Here is a 15,436-nt window from a genome sequence, read left to right on the forward strand (position 1 = left end):
TCTTGAGTGTCCAGCCAACCGATCCTGCACTTTGGCATCGTATGGCAGACCCTTTCGCACAATAGCCTGGCGGGCCGGTTGGGCGCACTCTGCTCCGCACTGCCGACAGAGCAAACGGGGGAATGGAATGTCACGCTTGCAACCGAAAGAGGATGTCTTCGACCCTCCGGCTAGCCGCCCTTCAGGGGGCTGTGCCAGACAGATTTCGACCGCCGGCATCATCCATGACCTCGGCAATCTTATTCAAGTCGCGTCATCCGCTTTGAACCATTTGGCCCGTGACCCCAACGTATCGGCGGCTCCCGCTCTTGGGCCTGTTCTTGCCGGCGCCAAAACGGCTTTGGAACGAGCTGGCGGCCTTGTCAGGCAGACCATCGGCGCAGCCGGAGGGATCCCCTCGGAGATCCATCAGGCGAACCCAGGCGAATGCCTTACGGAAATCGAGGTCCTCCTTCGAAGCGCCTGGGGTGCCAGTATCCGTCTTGAGGTGAGAGCCGGGTCCAACCTGCCTTTGATAAGGTGCGATCGGGTTGGTTTGCAAAATGCGGTTCTGAACCTTCTGTTCAATGCGCGCGATGCGATGCCCGATGGCGGTCTGATCTCGGTTGACGTCAACTCGGTGTCTGAAAGATCCACAGCCAGTCAGGTCGACATACGTGTCGCGGACAACGGAATTGGAATGAACAGCGAGACCATGGTCCGCGCATTCGATCCCTTCTTCACCACAAAAGGCGAAGGCCTCGGCGGCGTCGGCTTGCCGATGGTGAAGCGCTTCGCCGAGGAGTGGGGCGGAAGCGTCGCTATGCAGAGCACGCTTGGGGTTGGCACAACAGTGACATTGCGACTGCCTGCGACGCGATAGGCAACGACGCCTCAGGCGATATCCCAATTCGGATGAGCCCGGCACACAAATCGAGAACCAGAAGATGCATACAAAGGTCGTGGAAAACATCCGGCTGCAACGTTTCGATCGGCCGATCACCGCCGATATAACTGGCCGTCTCGAGACGATGTTGGATGTCTGGTTCGACGGTTTGCTCGACGAGGACTCGATGAATGAACTCAATTTGTTCTAGTAGAGGCCGCGCCGGGTTCGCGGTTCCTTAGTCCTGGGGAAGCTGCCTAGCAGGCTGTTGAAAAAGTCGGGCTCAAGGGCCGATTTTCCCACTTTTTGGGTTCTCAGGCCCATTCGCTTCGATTGTTCTCGCTGAAAACATTGAGTTTTCTGGAACGCGCGAGAGCAATCTCGGTAGTCTTGGGAGGGACAAAAACCTATTTCAACAGCCTGCTAGGGCAAAATCTGCTGGTCCGTTGGGCTGTCAAATATGGTGCGTCTCGGCGAGCGGCTCGCCACCAATGAGCATCAGTCGCGCTGCGTGGAAGACAGGCGCCTGAAGCACAACCTCGACGCCTGGCGTCAGCACAATCAGTTCGGCCTCTCCGAATGTCCCAGACTGGCCGGCAACCCCAACCTCACCGGCGACCACATAGATCGCACGATCATGATGTTCGGGCTTCACCTGGTATTGCGCGCCGCCTGTGAGCACAATTTCCGCATAGATCATTTCGGAAAAGATTCTGACCGGGGAGATCAGCCCGTCGGAGGCGCCGGCGATCAAGGTGAACTCAACACCATCGTCGCAAATCCTGGGTATTTCGGCAGCGCCATAGTGCGCAAAGTCAGCTGCAATGTCTTTGTGCCGGGAGGGCAGGGCGACCCAAGCCTGAATGCCGAGAAGATTGCTTCCCGACGCTCGGAATTCCGGCGGCGTGTGCTCAGAATGGACGATGCCGGACCCAGCCGTCATCCAGTTGACCTTACCCGGACGGATGGTCCGCACTTCACCGAGTTTGTCCCGATGGATGATCTCTCCATCGATCAGATAGGTCACGGTCGCGAGTCCAACATGGGGGTGTGGCCGGATGTCGAACCCATGGTCTGCATCGAGCTCTTCGGGACCAAAATGGTCGAACAGGATGAAGGGTCCGATCATACGGCGATTCGAGTCAGGCAATGCGCGCCGTACTTTGAATCCATCCGCCGGGTCACGGACCACTGGAAGGATGACGGTGTCGATGCCAGCGATGTCGCCTTGCCGGTTAGTCATGATTGCCATCCCTTCACGGGTCATATTGACGAGCTGCTCGAACGCGTTGGACAGTGCGAAATGAACGTCTGAATGACCTGGAGCAGTGCAAAGCCTGGAACTCGCGTGCTACGGACCTGGCATGCTGCTCTCGCCAAAGGGCGACAGCACCTCAGTCATGATCAGGCCCAGATCGACCAGGGCTGCAATCCCTACTTTTCTGCCTTGGAGCGGGCCGCATTCTTTTCGAGGACCGCTTCGGTGATCGAGTGCGGCAAAGGGCGCGGCGTCTCGATCAGCCCGACCACGGGCATGACGACGATGAAGAATGCGAAATAGTAAAGCGTCGCCAACTGGGACATCGTGACGTAGGCGCCTTCCGCCGGCTGTGAGCCAAGCCAGCCGAGAAAGAGGGCGTCGGCTACGAATAGCCAGAAGAACGGCTTGTAAAAGGGCCGGTAAACCGCCGAGCGCACCTTCGACATGTCGAGCCACGGCACCAGGAATAGCACGGCGATTGAGCTGAACATCGCGATCACGCCGCCGAGTTTGGAATCGATCGGTCCGACATTGAAGGTGATGGCGCGTAGGATCGCGTAAAACGGGAGGAAGTACCATTCCGGCACGATATGCGCAGGCGTCTTCAGCGGGTTGGCGACTGTGTAGTTATCCGGATGGCCGAGAAAATTCGGCAGATAGAAAACGAAATAGGCAAAGATGAACAGGAACACGATCATGCCGAACGCGTCCTTGACGGTGGCGTAGGGCGTGAAATCGACGACATCGGCGCTCGATTTTACCTCGATGCCGGTTGGGTTGTTCTGGCCGACCACGTGAAGCGCCCAGATGTGCAGGGTCACCACTCCGACAAGCAAGAATGGCAGCAGGTAGTGCAGCGCAAAGAAGCGGTTCAGCGTCGGACTGTCGACGGCGAAGCCGCCGAGCAGCAAGTGCTGGATCCAGTCGCCGACCAGTGGAATGGCGCTGAAGAAGCTGGTGATGACAGTGGCGCCCCAGAAGCTCATCTGCCCCCAGGGTAAGACGTAGCCGATGAAGGCTGTCGCCATCATCAACAACAAGTTGGTGCAGCCAAGCACCCACAAAAGTTCTCGCGGTGACTTGTACGAACCGTAGTAAAGCCCGCGGCAGATGTGGATGTAGGCTGCGATGAAGAAGAATGAAGCGCCGTTCGAATGCAAGGAGCGCAGCAGCCAGCCCGAATTCACGTCGCGCATGATCTTCTCGACCGAATTGAAGGCCAGCCCCGTATCGGGTGCGTAGTGCATTGCCAGCACGACACCCGTTATGATCTGCGATGCCAGCATGAGCGTGAGAATGCCGCCGAACGTATATGCGTAGTTCAGGTTGCGAGGGACGGGATAGACGATGAAGGAATCATGCACCAGCCGCGGCAGCGGCAGGCGAGCGTCGAGCCAGCGCTCGACACCGGTCTTGGGCCTGTAGGTCGAATGTCCCTCATTCATCGAAATGTCTCCTGCCTCAGCCGATACGGATCTTGGTGTCGGAAATGAACTGGAACGCCGGCACCACCATGTTCTCTGACGCCGGACCTTTGCGGATGCGTCCTGCGGTGTCGTATTGCGAGCCGTGGCACGGGCAGAGCCAGCCGCCGAATTCGCCTTCCTGGCCAAGCGGGATGGAGCCAAGATGCGTGCAGACCTGAACCATCACCAGCCAGGCCTTCTTCCCCGGTATGGTGCGGTTGGCATCCGTGGCGGGCGCGTCGGCGGGCAGATTGGCGTTGCCGGCGATCGGATACTTGAGGACGGCAAGATTGACGGCCTCGCACTCCTTCATCTCCTGCCTTGTGCGGTGGCGCACGACGACCGGCTTACCGCGCCATTGCACAACCAGCGACATTCCTGGCGTCAGCGAGGATAAGTCGACGTCGACCGAGGCCAGCGCCTCGGCGGTGGGTGTGTGCTCAGCGGCGCCTGTTTCGAGTTCGGAAAGGTCGGCCATGGCGACGACTCCTATTGCCCGGAAAGTGCTCCGTCGCGTCGGTGGCAATCGAACAAGGCCGGGACCGATCGCTTGTTGAGTTTCCTCATGTCGGTCGAAATATGAAGGCCGTGAGAGATCCGAACCATCGTGCCAAGGGCACGTGCGTCCAATACGTTCGTTTATGATTTGCTGGACGAAGGACTGTCCCTGATCATTGAGGATGGCATGCATGGCGGCAGGGGGCTGGGTTCTTCCAGCCGCCATTCCTCATGTCCGGTATGGCGCTCGGCAATCGCAGGACATTGGCTCGGCTCGATCATACCTCGGCATAGGCACGCCTAGCTGTCGGCGTCGTAGCCGTTTTCCCTGCCAAGTGCGAGTTTTCTGGAGCGCCAGCAAGGATGGCCGGCGCGTGTTGGTGGGCGGGTTTCCGCCCCACGACAACCAATTTCCGGAACTTCAGCTCCGGTAGGAAAAGAGAAAACCGTGAAACTCTACTATAGTCCTTTCGCCTGCAGCCTGGCTGACCACATCGCGCTGGAGGAGGCGGGCGTTCCCTTCGAGCGCGAGGCGGTTGATCTCAAGACGAAACGAACGGCTTCGGGGAATGATTTCGCGGCCGTCACGGCAAAGGGCTACGTTCCAGCCCTGGTGCTGGATAGCGGCGAAACACTGACTGAGAACGTCGCCGTCCTTGATTGGATCGCATCGCAGCACCCGGAGCTAAGTGTGGCAGGGCCACTGGGACGCACTCGCGTCTTGGAGGTGCTGAGCTACATTTCGAGCGAGATTCACCGAAGCTTCAAGCCCATGTGGCACCCTGGCCATGATGCCGAGAAAGTCAAAGCCAGAGCGGCGCTAGCGGCACAATTCGGGCTCGTCGCTGACGGGCTGAAGACAGACTATCTGTTCGGTGATCGACCCAGCGTTGCCGACTGCTATTTGTTCGTAATGCTGCTTTGGGCGGCGCGCTTCCATGTTCCCGTTTCCGCCTCCTTGGAGGCTTTTCGCAACCGAATGGGTGCTCGGCCGGCCGTGCGCATCGCCATGACCGATGAGGGTCTCGTTAACATCGCGAGCGAGCCGGGAATCGAACAAGGAGGTTAGGCCATGATGGCATTCTTGCAGGCACTCCACCCTATCGCTGCCAAGCGCGGCGATGGATTGCGCCACGAATTTCTGCGGAGACAAATTGAGGACGTGCTCAACCTGAATTTGCCGGACAATCAACCGGCGCTGGCCGGCCTGGCCGAGGAGGAAGGCATAACAACCATGAAGGCGATGATTCCGAGATCGAATAGGCGGAGGTGACACATCGTCAATGACGGATGTTAACTCGGCGCACACCACGAAAGTGACCGTCACCGCTGCAATGTTGGCGCTGCGGCGATAGCACTCATCGAGGCCGGTTTGAATCGGCCTGCGATGGCAGCACCTCGGTGCCGGATTCTATCGGGGTTGAGCCGCTCGTCCTGTGCTCGGGAAAGGCCATGTTGTTCCCGACTGCCGGCCATCGATAGCGCATCGTCGTTCAACGATTCTCAGACTTAAATGGTCACAAGGAGACTCCATATGAAAATTGTAGTCATTGGTGGCACCGATTACATCAGAGCGAGCACCGTGAAGAAGTTGCAACGGAAGGGTCACGAAGTTGAAGCGGCGTCGACGCGTGCTCGTGTCGATGCCTTCAATACGGACTATCGTGATGCTGGGTACGCTGGACAACATCTGAGGCGTCGCCTCCTGCATTTGGCCTCCTTGATACATGAACTGTGGCGCCGAAGCCGCACGTGGCGTAGCAAACTGCGATTCTAACGGTCGCGGAAGGCAAGTCCGACCGCGGTCAGGCGAAAGAAAGTCAGCCGGTCCCAAAGCAGCCTGCCCAGGCGGCACGAGGGTCACGAAGCCGCCCGACAGCATCATAGCGCCACATCGTGAAATGAAGCGGCATCCCGCCCGAAGTCTGAAGGTCTACGATATTCGCCGTACTTATTTCGCGAAAATTTCGCAAAAAAGTACGGCGATCTAATCGCTAAACCATTGAAAACATTGGTGATCCCGACAGGAATCGAACCTGTGACCTACAGATTAGGAATTTGTCAGACGATCTTTCCCGTTGTTTCCCAATGCCGGTCATTATACGATTGTGCTGCCGCTAACATACTAAAGCTGTTGTGGTTTTCGTGCTGCGCGGCTATGATAGCGTAGACAAACCAACAGATCGAGTCAGATCGAATACCGCGCAAGTGCCGTACTAATCCCGTACTAATTTCTTGACAGACCTTCGCCTCGCCCTCACTGACCGTGTCATTGAAAATCTCCAGCCGGCGTCTTCCGGGCAATATTTTGCTCGAGACACGGATCTGCCGGGCTTCATGGTGCTGGTGGGCAAACGCAGGAAGACCTTCGTTGTCCAGGGTGAGCGAAGGAAGGCGGGCAAGCGCCTTTCCGTCCGAATGAAAGTTGCCGAGGTTGGAGAACTGACAACGCGCGCGGCGCGGGCGAAAGCCAAGGATATTCTGGGCAAGATTGCCAGTGGTGTTGATCCTCGCCCATCGCGTAAGCCGGACGGCGATGCTGTGGCGCCTGATTTGCCGTCGATTGCGAATCCGACGCTGCGCATTGCCTGGGAACGGTACCGTGACGGCCATATGAAGAACAAAGGCCGAAGCGATGGGACGATCAACAACTATCGTGACCATATCGAGCGGCTGTTGGCCGACTGGCTTGACGAGCCGCTTTCCAAGCTGGGCAATGATCCTTCCCTAGTGACCGTGCGGCACGAGAAGCTCACCAAGGAGAACGGCGCCTATATCGCCAACGGGTGCATGCGAACGCTGCGCGCTGTTTACAACCATGCTCGCAAAGCTGCCCGCACACTCCCGGCGGATAACCCGGTCTCAGCCATAGACTGGAATGCCGAACATCGGCGCAACTCCGCGCTCGGGCTTTCGGATATCGAGGAGTGGTTCACTCAACTCGCGGCATTGAAAAACCCTGTGCGTCGGGAGCTCCACCTGTTCATGCTGCTGTCAGGCCATCGCCCTGAAGCAATCAGGAAGGCGCGGGTCGAGCATGTCGATTTTCATGCCCGTGTCTTGCACATTCCCCGGCCGAAGGGTGGTGAGGTAAAAGCCTTCGACATTCCGCTTTCGAACGCCATGATCCGCTGCCTGGTTCGGGTGATGCGTATCGGTCGGGCTCTCTATGGAGGGCAATCACGTGAATGGCTGTTCCCGGCCGACAGCGAAAGCGGCCACATCATGGAACACAAAGAGAAGCGCAGCGATCTGTCGAAATGGGGTAATGACCTGCGGCAGACTTTCCGCACAATCGCCCAAGCCGCGGGGGTTGCGGAGCTTGATGTTCACCTTCTGATGAACCACTCGGTCCCGGGCGTTAACGCGGGCTACATCACACGTAATAAACTGCTGAGCGATCACCTGCGTCAGCAGCAGGAGGCCATCTCACGTCGGATACTCGAAGGCGATCGGTCGCGACAGAAAGAGGCGAAGCGTCAAACCCGTATTTGGCCCGAACTTCCAAGCAGGCGCGTGCTTTCTGTTCTAATCACGGGCATGGACTAGCTGCTTCATGATGGGGCCGCGTGTTGCCCTTCGAAGGCAGAGGTCACAGGCTCGAATCCTGCCGTCTGCTCAAACTTATTCATTAATATGAAATAGTTAGTTGAAGATGACTTTGGCGAGTGTCCTCGTGCTATTGCGCGGCCACGCCGGCTAGCTGCAGGACCGTCGCGGGCTATCATCCTGACATGAACGCGCGACCCGTTGTGTTACGGTCCGGGTCATGTTCACGGCATCCGATTTGGCTTGCCCGTGAAGTGAAGAGGAGGATTCACCACGTCCAGGATCAACCGCCGCGCCTTGCTCTTCCGCTCCGGCAGCGCATTCGTCGCCTCTACGGTTGCGGCAAATGCTCTCGGCACAGAGCCGCTGGGCCGGGACCGGGAGCCATCCAACGACCTGCGAGCGCTGATTGAGGCGAACAAGACAGCGTACGCAGCGTTCGGCAAGGCCGTCCACGAAAGGGCCAGCAGCAGCGACCAAGGAGGAGAGGGCGCTACTTGCCGTCTGCGCCTATCCCCCCGTCAACGCAGGTGATCGCTTGGCCAAGTCACGATATCTCTTGGAGATCGAGGCGCGGGGCGAGCTCGATCTCCCAGAGTACATTCAGGCTCTTCTCCGCTCAACGATGGGGAATGGATGAGACCTTCAGGCACGTAGACGGTCAGACCCTGAATGTCTGTAATGCGCCCCACGTTGGCCATTCCAACGATCCGGTCCGTGCACCAAAGCGGACACAGCTGGTGCCGGGGAACTGGCAACTTTTCATGCGAGGGGTTCTTGAGCGCCTGCAGTTCCGCCAGCGCGACCCTCCAGCTCGGCGACCCTCGTCGATCTTGGCGGAACGGAAGCGAGTCTTGCATCTTTCGAGAGGCCTTCAAAAAAAAGGGGCCACCCGAAGGCGACCCTGTGAGGGTGATGGTTAGGCTGAGCATTGCAAGCGGAGCCCATCTCCAGTGGGCATCCATTGGTCATGGCGCACGGCTTTCCGTTCTGCTCGAACATGTTCGGCCGCAGAACGCCGCGGTCATCGTCAGGGTTCTCCTGGACCACGCTAGTCGACGACGAGCGTCTGCCGAATGCGGTGAGGCGTGGCTGCGCTTCCCGGGACTGGTTCATGGGCGGCAGTGAGAGCGGCAGACAGCGCGACCACGCTCGCGCGTTCTCGGCGCTGGTCTCAGACCTTGCAGGCCCGAAACTCGTGACTGCGGGGTATGCAACTTTCCCTGTATCACAGACGTTGGCATGACGGTCTGCGAGGTCTGCCGATGCCCGACCGATATCAGAAGCGGCAGGATGCTGACGGTCTGTGGGAAGTTGTTGATGTCGTCACCGGCGAGATTGCGACGCTAGGCGGCATTCTGCTTGCGCGTCTCGATCATGAAGTTGCGAGTGGGGCGCTCGATATGCTTCTGCACGAGATTCTCAAAGCAAATGGCGGCAAGCCTCCTGACTCCACCCCCCAACCCCTGAATCAGTCCCCGCCGGCCGGTTTCTGATGCACCACACGCTCAATCGCTGGCAGGAACGTCCCACTCGCGATCGCGCTCTTCCTTTTCCTTAGACGCGTGCCATGCATCCTGGAGGACCGACGCCATCGCGGCATCGGTGATAGGCGCTTTCTTCGCGTCCAAGAAATACGAATCGTTCTCCCAAAGATTCCGGTCCGCCTATGTCGCCGAATGTCTGCCATATTTGGGGTAAAGGCTACGGCATTCGGGAGAAATCCAATGCCGGCACTCACCCTGGCGGTCGAGATTGCAGACACGGTAGCAGCGGCAAAGAAGCGGCAGCAATCTTCGTTTGACGTGAAATCCAAGGCACGGGAACTGGCGATGGCTCACCCCAATGCCGGGGCCAGTGTCGGTGATGTCACAGATATTCTCGAACAGGAGAGCTTGGCCGCTGGCATTGTTCTGATAGCAGAGTCGGACCCTTAAACCACCGCTTACGCCCAAGCCTAAGCCACCGCAACGGCACGGACCCGCGGGGGTCACGGTTTTGACGGTTGGGGCGGCCCGGACGCCATCGAGCCTCGCTTTACCTCATCGGAGCCACTTCCTTTTTTGCGGCCATTCCAACAGGTTCTCAGCGGCCACTTGCACGTTATTTATTTCATGCCGGACGCCCGGCTGGTGGGTATTCACCGAGAACGGCGGCGAGAACCAAACGAGCCGTGCGTGCGTGTCACTCATGCAGATCGAAGGCGACGAACCGGCCAAGGAAGATAGCTTCGAACATGACGCGTTCGGTGAGCTCGCAATCCGTTTCGGTGAGATCGGGACCGAGTTGACGCACTGCCGCGATGGTTGCTTTGATCGAGACCGTTTCGCCAAACGGCGCGCTTAGGAGAGGCGGGCGCGTGGCCCGCAGCATTAGAGATGCCGCCAAGTATCGCGATTGCACTCCCCCCGAATACTGGCGGCCGCGTGGCCATCCTTAGCGCGATGGACCAGGAGCGGGTCGGGATCCGCATTGACCGCGCGCTCCGAGAAATTTCCGAATCCCGGAGGCACAACGTCAGGCTTGCAGAGAACGGCTGCGGAGGGATGCGTTTGAGCGGATGCTCGGAGGGAGCGGTGGCCTTTGGACCCGCGCGGATATTGAGCGTAGGATCACCGAGCTAGACGTGACGCGGAGGGGTGAAAATGCCATCGACGTTCTCTCTACCAAGACTGCAGCAGGAGGGGCCCGGGCAAGACGAATTGTATACGTTCAACCGATCGGCGCTCTCGGAACTCGGGTTTTATGCACCCGGTGGCGTTGCTACGGTGAACGACCCGGTCTGGACCGGAACAAAATATCCGTTCGCAGTCGCCGTCCACGAACTAGCGCATCAGTATTTAATGATAAACACCACATATGGTGTTTTGACGCAATTGGTGTCGGGCCAAGCAGATAAGGGACTCATTAGCCGTTACGCCATGACTACTTGCTACCAGGCTCAATGGGCGGTCCAAGAACTGACTGCTCTATACGCCGAGTTTGCTGCTCTCGCCGACGACGCGCCCGACCAGTTCGAAGTCTTCATCGCGGACCTTCCGTCAGCGCGGCTCGGTCAACCTCCCTACCGCGAAATTTTCGACAGAATCAACTCATGGCTGCCACTTCAGTTGGACGGCGGCAAGGAATCCAACAATGCAAGGAAGTGGCTTGTCGTTTTGATCGCGTTTGCAGCCATGAACTCAGATTGCATTCGTCGAGCTTGCGAGCACACTGCTAGTGAGTCAGCTTTCATGGCCGCGATTAGCGACACTCCCAATGATCGATTCGAGAGACTTGTGCGTGCCATAGATGATGCTAAGGCCTTACCTGCATTGGTAGAAGAAGCCCGTCGGCTGTTTGCAGAAATGCCTAAGAAACGAGCCCCAGGAATGATCTTTCAGAGATTGCGCCAGTCATTTCCAGACACCATTGCTTGGGAAGACGAAAATATCGCCCCCCTTGTCCAGCGCCTTGTCGAGGCTTGGCCTGAGTGGTTCGAGGCACCTCCAATAATGGCTGATCATGCTGGTCATGATCCCTTGCCTGGAATTGCATTCGGAAATCAGCGGTCGGCACAGGGTCGGGAGGAGCATCCTCCCAAGCCGCTGGCGGATGGCCTGATCAATGATCGGTTTAGGAGCGCGGCATTGCAGAAGCATGGAGTTCTATTGGAGATTGCAGTGCCTGATGTGGGTCTCGTCTATGCAAGAATAGGGGCCTATCTTCCCGAGCGAGGCGATGAACCGTGGCCGTCAGCTGATTTCACGGACGCGGAGGCGGCGACCCTTCCACCGGATATAGGCGGATTAGTCTCTGCCCCGGCGCTAATGGAGCAACTGCGGGGCTTCCCGACGGTTCCCCGCATCATATCATTTGTGGAACGAGTGAGCTTTCAGCGTTTCTGCGAGATACCGAGGGCGCGCGAAGCGATTGAAAACGCTTTCCTCATCTGCCATCTCACCAATCTGTCAAAAGAAGCAGTCGAGCATGCCATAAAATTTGAAGGTCTGCCTGCGACTCATTTCTTTATCGTTCGATTAAACGAGAGCGTTAATTTAGGCTGTATCGTCAATCCAGACAACAACTATACTTCTGTTATGATTAGGGTTGAAAGCGACTTTGGAACTAAGCTATTCAGTAGCATTTGCGACGAACTTGGCCTTCAGTGCCATCCTTCTGGTTTCGAACGCCAAGCATCACTTCTTAAGATGATGGATGGACTGGTGTGGCACGCTGTCGACAACTAGGTACGAAGCGGGTCTCTTGGCGAGCCAAGGCCCGCACTGTGCCGCGGGTGCCGCCGTCAATCGATCTTGCAGAATGAATTGTAGTGGCGCGCCTTAACTTCTACGACGTGAGCCCGCTATGGATGGCACGGGCGATCCGCTCGTCCGCGAGATAGTCGATGATCATGTGCGCATCCTCTTTCCGATTGTGGATGTCCGTGATGTTCTCGATGCCGTCGCAAAATGTATAGGAATCAAGATTTGCGTACAGCGCCACAAAGTCGCGTTCGTCGACGCCGTTCAGCCAATGCCCAACCCGGATTGGAAGCGCGAGCTTGGGCGGGCGAATGCAATCCTTGACAGCATTGATGCCCAGAGGAGAACCCAGCGTCACAAACAGCGGTACATCAGAAGCGTTTAAATTTCGGAGCAAACAGTAGGAGACGATTGTACCCAACGAGTGGCTAACGATCACTGCTGGTCCAGGTTCAAAATGCGGGGCGACGATTTCATCGACGGCTTGCCTGATGTGCGGTCTGTTTAGATAGGCATCGACCTGAACGACTAGCGGAAGTCCGATCTCTCGAAATAGGGGAACGCGCTGCTCGAGAACTCTCCCAATGGCCTGAACCCACTCCCAATTTGCCGGCCCCCTCGCAACGACCTCGGTGCCAAGCTCGGCTCGTATGTCTACATCACGAATTCCATAAGCATCGGCGAACTCACGAATCATGGCCTCCTCGAGTTGCGATAGGGCGGCGCCTGCATCGCCGCGCCCGACCACCTGTCCCGGGGTGCGTAGGTCGCGTGTCAACCGATCGAGGGTGTCGCCGTAGAATGGCATTTCGGGCTTGATGTCCGGCCTTGCCAACCCCAGCTGCCTCCAACTCGAATAGAGCGAGTCCCGCCATGCGGCAAGCAATTCTGCGGCGGGTTTGCCCTCTTGGCGCATGCCGTGGACGAAGACGAGACGCTTTTTCAAATCACCCCCCGTTTGACCATGTCTGCGAATTGTCTTCCGACCTCGGCGTTGAATGTCGTCCAGACACTTCCTGTCAACCCGGCCCGCAGACGAACAAGCTCGGGCTTAGCCCCGCTATCGGGATCGAGCATTGCCCAACCCTGCGTGAGCATGGGGAAACCACCGGCGACAACGATCTCGGCGGGCGTGGGGCCTTGCTCATGGATCAGGGATTTTGCGTCGCCATAGGCAGTAAGCAGGGAAATAATGTCGAAAGGGATAAAGCCATTGTCCTTCATGAAGTGCCAGCCGACGTTGGCAATCTGATCAATTAGGCCACTACGCTCATAGGCATAAGCCGCCAGCACCCCCAAAGCCGGATTGATCCTTTTTGTTTGGCGTGTTTCGTCGGCAAATGCTTCCCAATCCCGGGGGGCAGCTCGGCGGCCTATACCAAGGAGCGCGTTCCATTCGGCCACAATTTTCTCGCCTCGGAGGCTCCAATTTCTCTCTTCGTGATAACTTCGCGGCGGTGCGTAATTTAGACTTTCGGTACCCTCATTGCCAACTACCAAAGTGCCGACGAAGTCGGGTAGCAAGGTGCCCGCGATCCAGAGGCCACTTTCGCAATGGAGCGCAACGGAGTGCGGGGTTCCATAGCCCCGCACGTGCCAGAGCCCAGCCTCTTCGAAAAGATCAATCCGCAGGCCAGGAGCAGCCGCTACATCGGTGACGCGGCTTCCGACAACGGTGAGTCCCTGGTGCGTCTCAAAACTCTCCCGACCGCGCGATGCTAAGAACGCTTGAGTGCGTTCCATCACCTGATTTTTCCGCTCAACCTCCGCTTGCGCCACGCGCGCTACGGCAGCTGATTCTATTTGCTGAACTTCAGGTGCGCCTTTGCGCGAGTATCGACGGAATATTTCCGTGAAGACTGGCCTGTTGCCAAAAAAGCCGGTTTGGAGTTCGGCATATTCATCATCCGGCTCACGCCAACTTGGCGTAATCGCCGGATATTGAACGACGCCGCCCGGAATCTTCCCGCTCTGGAGCGGCACGATCTTCTCAAGCCACTCTGCCAATCCAACGGAAGAGATAACCTTCCTGTCGGCGCGATCCTTTACCGCATCCGGTTCCAAGCCACGTAAGGCGGACAACAAGCACTGAGAAAAGATACCGTAGGATTTAGCCGGGTCCTCGCCCGGAATTTCTTGCGATTCGTCGCCGATGTCGGTCGACAAAAACTCGTCGTAGGGCGCGGTCGTTCGCGCGCTGCGCGAGGGCATCGGGAATATCACTCGACCACTAACAGACGCGCCCGTCCTCAGAGAAGAGCGACAGGCGTCACTAAAGACGGCAATCTGGCCAATTCCCAGACGCCTAGCGTTGCGCATTGATTGGAACAAATTGACCGCTTCGTCACTATCGCGATCATAGTCGGAAAGCAGCCAGTAATCGCCCGCCTGACTGCAAAATCCGTGCCCAGAGTAGAAAATAAGCAGCCGATCAACATCGTCACTAATTATCCCTTTTATTTCATTCTTCAACCTATCGACAGTAACCGGAGCATTTTCGTCTGTCACTAGCTTGACGCTATAGTTTTTTGAGGGTGCTGACGCCCATTCAGCGAATGCATGCGCGTCAGCTATTGCTCCGTCCAACAATGGAAGCCGGCCGCTCTTTCGCACGCCGATTACCAGCGCATAATTGTTTCCCATCGCTGTCCCCTACCGGCAGAACACTGTTTCCGCCACCCGAAGGATAACACATGGTCGCGCTCCCGAATTCGGGGCGGCGCAACATTGGCGCACTCCTACGCAAAATGCGCCGATGATTGCATCGCAGCGCTGAAGAAGTACCCTTTAAGTGAAGACTAGCGGATCGTCATAGACGCGGCAACGCGGCTCTTGGATCGCGGGCTCGGAAGGCCCGTCGCACTGAATGCCGGCGTGGCGGACCGCTTGAAGGCCGATCGCAAGGGCGCTTACCTCGCGTACCTAAGTTGCCGCCGGCCGGTCGCCGTGTCCTCCGCCACCTTCCTGACGTCCGAAGGCCTCCACGTCGTGTCGAAAAGTGCTTCGTCGGATCCGGATCAGTTGGCGCTCAGTTCGCCACCTTGCCCTAAGGTGCGTTCGCCCTAAAAAGCACGCCCGGCTCTGAGCCGAACGTCCGCTGTTTGGGTCTTGCTGCCGGAAAGCTGCCAGACCGCAATCGGCCCCTTTTCGGTCTTATGGCTGCCCGAGAGGCTTCGCCTCCTCCGCCTCGCATTCCGGCAGCCGCACAGGTTTGGCGAGCTCTGCCAGCGCATCTGCCTTGGCGCACGCCGGGAAGCCAGCGAGCGGCATTGTCTCGATGAAACGACCGCGCTCCGTCTTGCTCAAGCTGAATTCATTGACCATGCCCTCGACGGTCAGGTCCGGATACCGTTTGAGGGTTTCCCTGACCGAAGCATTCGCCTCATCGGTTCGGCCCAGTGTCGCTAGCGAGCTGCTACGCACCACCCAATCCCCTTTGCCGTAGTTATCGGGCGTCTTGCGCTCCAGCATCTTCACGGCGTCCTCATAGCGGCCATAAAATAGGCCGAGGAGTAAGTGTGAACACTATTTTGACACTGATCGGATGTCAGAG

15 protein-coding genes are annotated in these 15,436 nt (G+C 57.8%); 8 read left to right on the plus strand and 7 right to left on the minus strand.

All coding sequences use genetic code 11. The annotated features are described in order from the left end of the window. Positions 1–127: 127 nt before the first annotated feature. Positions 128–862 carry an ATP-binding protein gene (locus tag FJ423_RS16290; protein WP_140843032.1) on the plus strand — a complete coding sequence of 245 codons (735 nt, stop codon included), beginning with the start codon at positions 128–130 and terminating at the stop codon, positions 860–862. Between the two features lie 64 nt (positions 863–926). Next, positions 927–1,076 carry a hypothetical protein gene (locus FJ423_RS33570; protein WP_181174808.1) on the plus strand — a complete coding sequence of 50 codons (150 nt, stop codon included), beginning with the start codon at positions 927–929 and terminating at the stop codon, positions 1,074–1,076. A gap of 243 nt (positions 1,077–1,319) precedes the next feature. On the opposite strand, the gene FJ423_RS16295 is transcribed toward FJ423_RS33570, so the two are convergent. The 3 genes from FJ423_RS16295 to petA form a co-directional block, all read right to left on the minus strand. Beyond that, a complete protein-coding gene (locus tag FJ423_RS16295) occupies positions 1,320–2,108 on the minus strand; it encodes a pirin family protein (protein ID WP_140843034.1) in 789 nt (262 codons plus the stop codon). Positions 2,109–2,299: 191 nt separating this feature from the next. Further along, positions 2,300–3,571 carry a cytochrome b N-terminal domain-containing protein gene (locus tag FJ423_RS16300; protein ID WP_140843036.1) on the minus strand — a complete coding sequence of 424 codons (1,272 nt, stop codon included), beginning with the start codon at positions 3,569–3,571 and terminating at the stop codon, positions 2,300–2,302. Positions 3,572–3,587: 16 nt separating this feature from the next. Beyond that, positions 3,588–4,070 (minus strand): ubiquinol-cytochrome c reductase iron-sulfur subunit, encoded by a 483-nt coding sequence (petA, locus tag FJ423_RS16305; protein ID WP_140843038.1) that lies wholly within the window; start codon positions 4,068–4,070, stop codon positions 3,588–3,590. A gap of 468 nt (positions 4,071–4,538) precedes the next feature. Here petA and FJ423_RS16310 point away from each other — a divergent pair, with 468 nt between their 5' ends. The 5 genes from FJ423_RS16310 (at position 4,539) to FJ423_RS16335 (ending at position 9,576) form a co-directional block, all read left to right on the plus strand. Next, positions 4,539–5,159, plus strand: a complete 621-nt coding sequence (locus tag FJ423_RS16310; protein ID WP_140843040.1) for a glutathione binding-like protein — start codon at positions 4,539–4,541, stop codon at positions 5,157–5,159. A 3-nt stretch (positions 5,160–5,162) separates the two neighbouring features. Further along, on the plus strand, positions 5,163–5,363 hold the full coding sequence (locus FJ423_RS16315; RefSeq protein WP_140843042.1) for a hypothetical protein: 201 nt from the start codon (positions 5,163–5,165) through the stop codon (positions 5,361–5,363). A gap of 962 nt (positions 5,364–6,325) precedes the next feature. Then, on the plus strand, positions 6,326–7,639 hold the full coding sequence (locus FJ423_RS16320; protein WP_140843044.1) for an integrase family protein: 1,314 nt from the start codon (positions 6,326–6,328) through the stop codon (positions 7,637–7,639). Between the two features lie 1,265 nt (positions 7,640–8,904). After that, positions 8,905–9,135 (plus strand): hypothetical protein, encoded by a 231-nt coding sequence (locus FJ423_RS16330; RefSeq protein WP_140843046.1) that lies wholly within the window; start codon positions 8,905–8,907, stop codon positions 9,133–9,135. A gap of 231 nt (positions 9,136–9,366) precedes the next feature. Next, entirely contained in the window at positions 9,367–9,576 is a 210-nt protein-coding gene (locus FJ423_RS16335) for a hypothetical protein (protein WP_140843048.1), read from the plus strand. A gap of 247 nt (positions 9,577–9,823) precedes the next feature. Here FJ423_RS16335 and FJ423_RS16340 read toward each other — a convergent pair whose 3' ends face one another. After that, a complete protein-coding gene (locus tag FJ423_RS16340; RefSeq protein WP_140843050.1) occupies positions 9,824–10,012 on the minus strand; it encodes a hypothetical protein in 189 nt (62 codons plus the stop codon). 272 nt (positions 10,013–10,284) lie between these two features. Here FJ423_RS16340 and FJ423_RS16345 point away from each other — a divergent pair, with 272 nt between their 5' ends. Continuing rightward, on the plus strand, positions 10,285–11,868 hold the full coding sequence (locus FJ423_RS16345) for a hypothetical protein (RefSeq protein ID WP_140843052.1): 1,584 nt from the start codon (positions 10,285–10,287) through the stop codon (positions 11,866–11,868). A 100-nt stretch (positions 11,869–11,968) separates the two neighbouring features. Here the strand turns inward: FJ423_RS16345 and FJ423_RS16350 are convergent, their stop codons facing one another. The 3 genes from FJ423_RS16350 to FJ423_RS16360 all read right to left on the minus strand — a co-directional run bounded on the left by FJ423_RS16350 (position 11,969) and on the right by FJ423_RS16360 (position 15,360). Beyond that, the gene (locus FJ423_RS16350) at positions 11,969–12,829 is read right to left on the minus strand and encodes a hypothetical protein (protein ID WP_140843054.1); all 861 of its coding nucleotides are present in this window, start codon (positions 12,827–12,829) and stop codon (positions 11,969–11,971) included. Further along, the gene (locus FJ423_RS16355) at positions 12,826–14,526 is read right to left on the minus strand and encodes a caspase family protein (RefSeq protein WP_140843056.1); all 1,701 of its coding nucleotides are present in this window, start codon (positions 14,524–14,526) and stop codon (positions 12,826–12,828) included. The genes FJ423_RS16350 and FJ423_RS16355 overlap by 4 nt, the downstream gene beginning before the upstream one ends. A gap of 510 nt (positions 14,527–15,036) precedes the next feature. Continuing rightward, positions 15,037–15,360: a hypothetical protein gene (locus tag FJ423_RS16360; protein ID WP_246680174.1), complete on the minus strand. Its 324-nt coding sequence runs from the start codon at positions 15,358–15,360 to the stop codon at positions 15,037–15,039. Positions 15,361–15,436: the final 76 nt, after the last annotated feature.

Source organism: Mesorhizobium sp. B2-8-9 (genome assembly GCF_006439475.1).
Lineage (GTDB): Bacteria > Pseudomonadota > Alphaproteobacteria > Rhizobiales > Rhizobiaceae > Mesorhizobium.

Coding starts and splice junctions, on each gene's coding strand:
- FJ423_RS16335 (WP_140843048.1), top strand. CDS start 9,367: ATGCCGGCACTCACCCTGGCGGTCGAGATTGCAGACACGGTAGCAGCG.
- FJ423_RS16295 (WP_140843034.1), bottom strand. CDS start 2,108: ATGACTAACCGGCAAGGCGACATCGCTGGCATCGACACCGTCATCCTT.
- FJ423_RS16330 (WP_140843046.1), top strand. CDS start 8,905: ATGCCCGACCGATATCAGAAGCGGCAGGATGCTGACGGTCTGTGGGAA.
- FJ423_RS16300 (WP_140843036.1), bottom strand. CDS start 3,571: ATGAATGAGGGACATTCGACCTACAGGCCCAAGACCGGTGTCGAGCGC.
- FJ423_RS33570 (WP_181174808.1), top strand. CDS start 927: ATGCATACAAAGGTCGTGGAAAACATCCGGCTGCAACGTTTCGATCGG.
- FJ423_RS16315 (WP_140843042.1), top strand. CDS start 5,163: ATGATGGCATTCTTGCAGGCACTCCACCCTATCGCTGCCAAGCGCGGC.
- FJ423_RS16340 (WP_140843050.1), bottom strand. CDS start 10,012: ATGCTGCGGGCCACGCGCCCGCCTCTCCTAAGCGCGCCGTTTGGCGAA.
- FJ423_RS16345 (WP_140843052.1), top strand. CDS start 10,285: ATGCCATCGACGTTCTCTCTACCAAGACTGCAGCAGGAGGGGCCCGGG.
- petA (WP_140843038.1), bottom strand. CDS start 4,070: ATGGCCGACCTTTCCGAACTCGAAACAGGCGCCGCTGAGCACACACCC.
- FJ423_RS16290 (WP_140843032.1), top strand. CDS start 128: ATGTCACGCTTGCAACCGAAAGAGGATGTCTTCGACCCTCCGGCTAGC.
- FJ423_RS16355 (WP_140843056.1), bottom strand. CDS start 14,526: ATGGGAAACAATTATGCGCTGGTAATCGGCGTGCGAAAGAGCGGCCGG.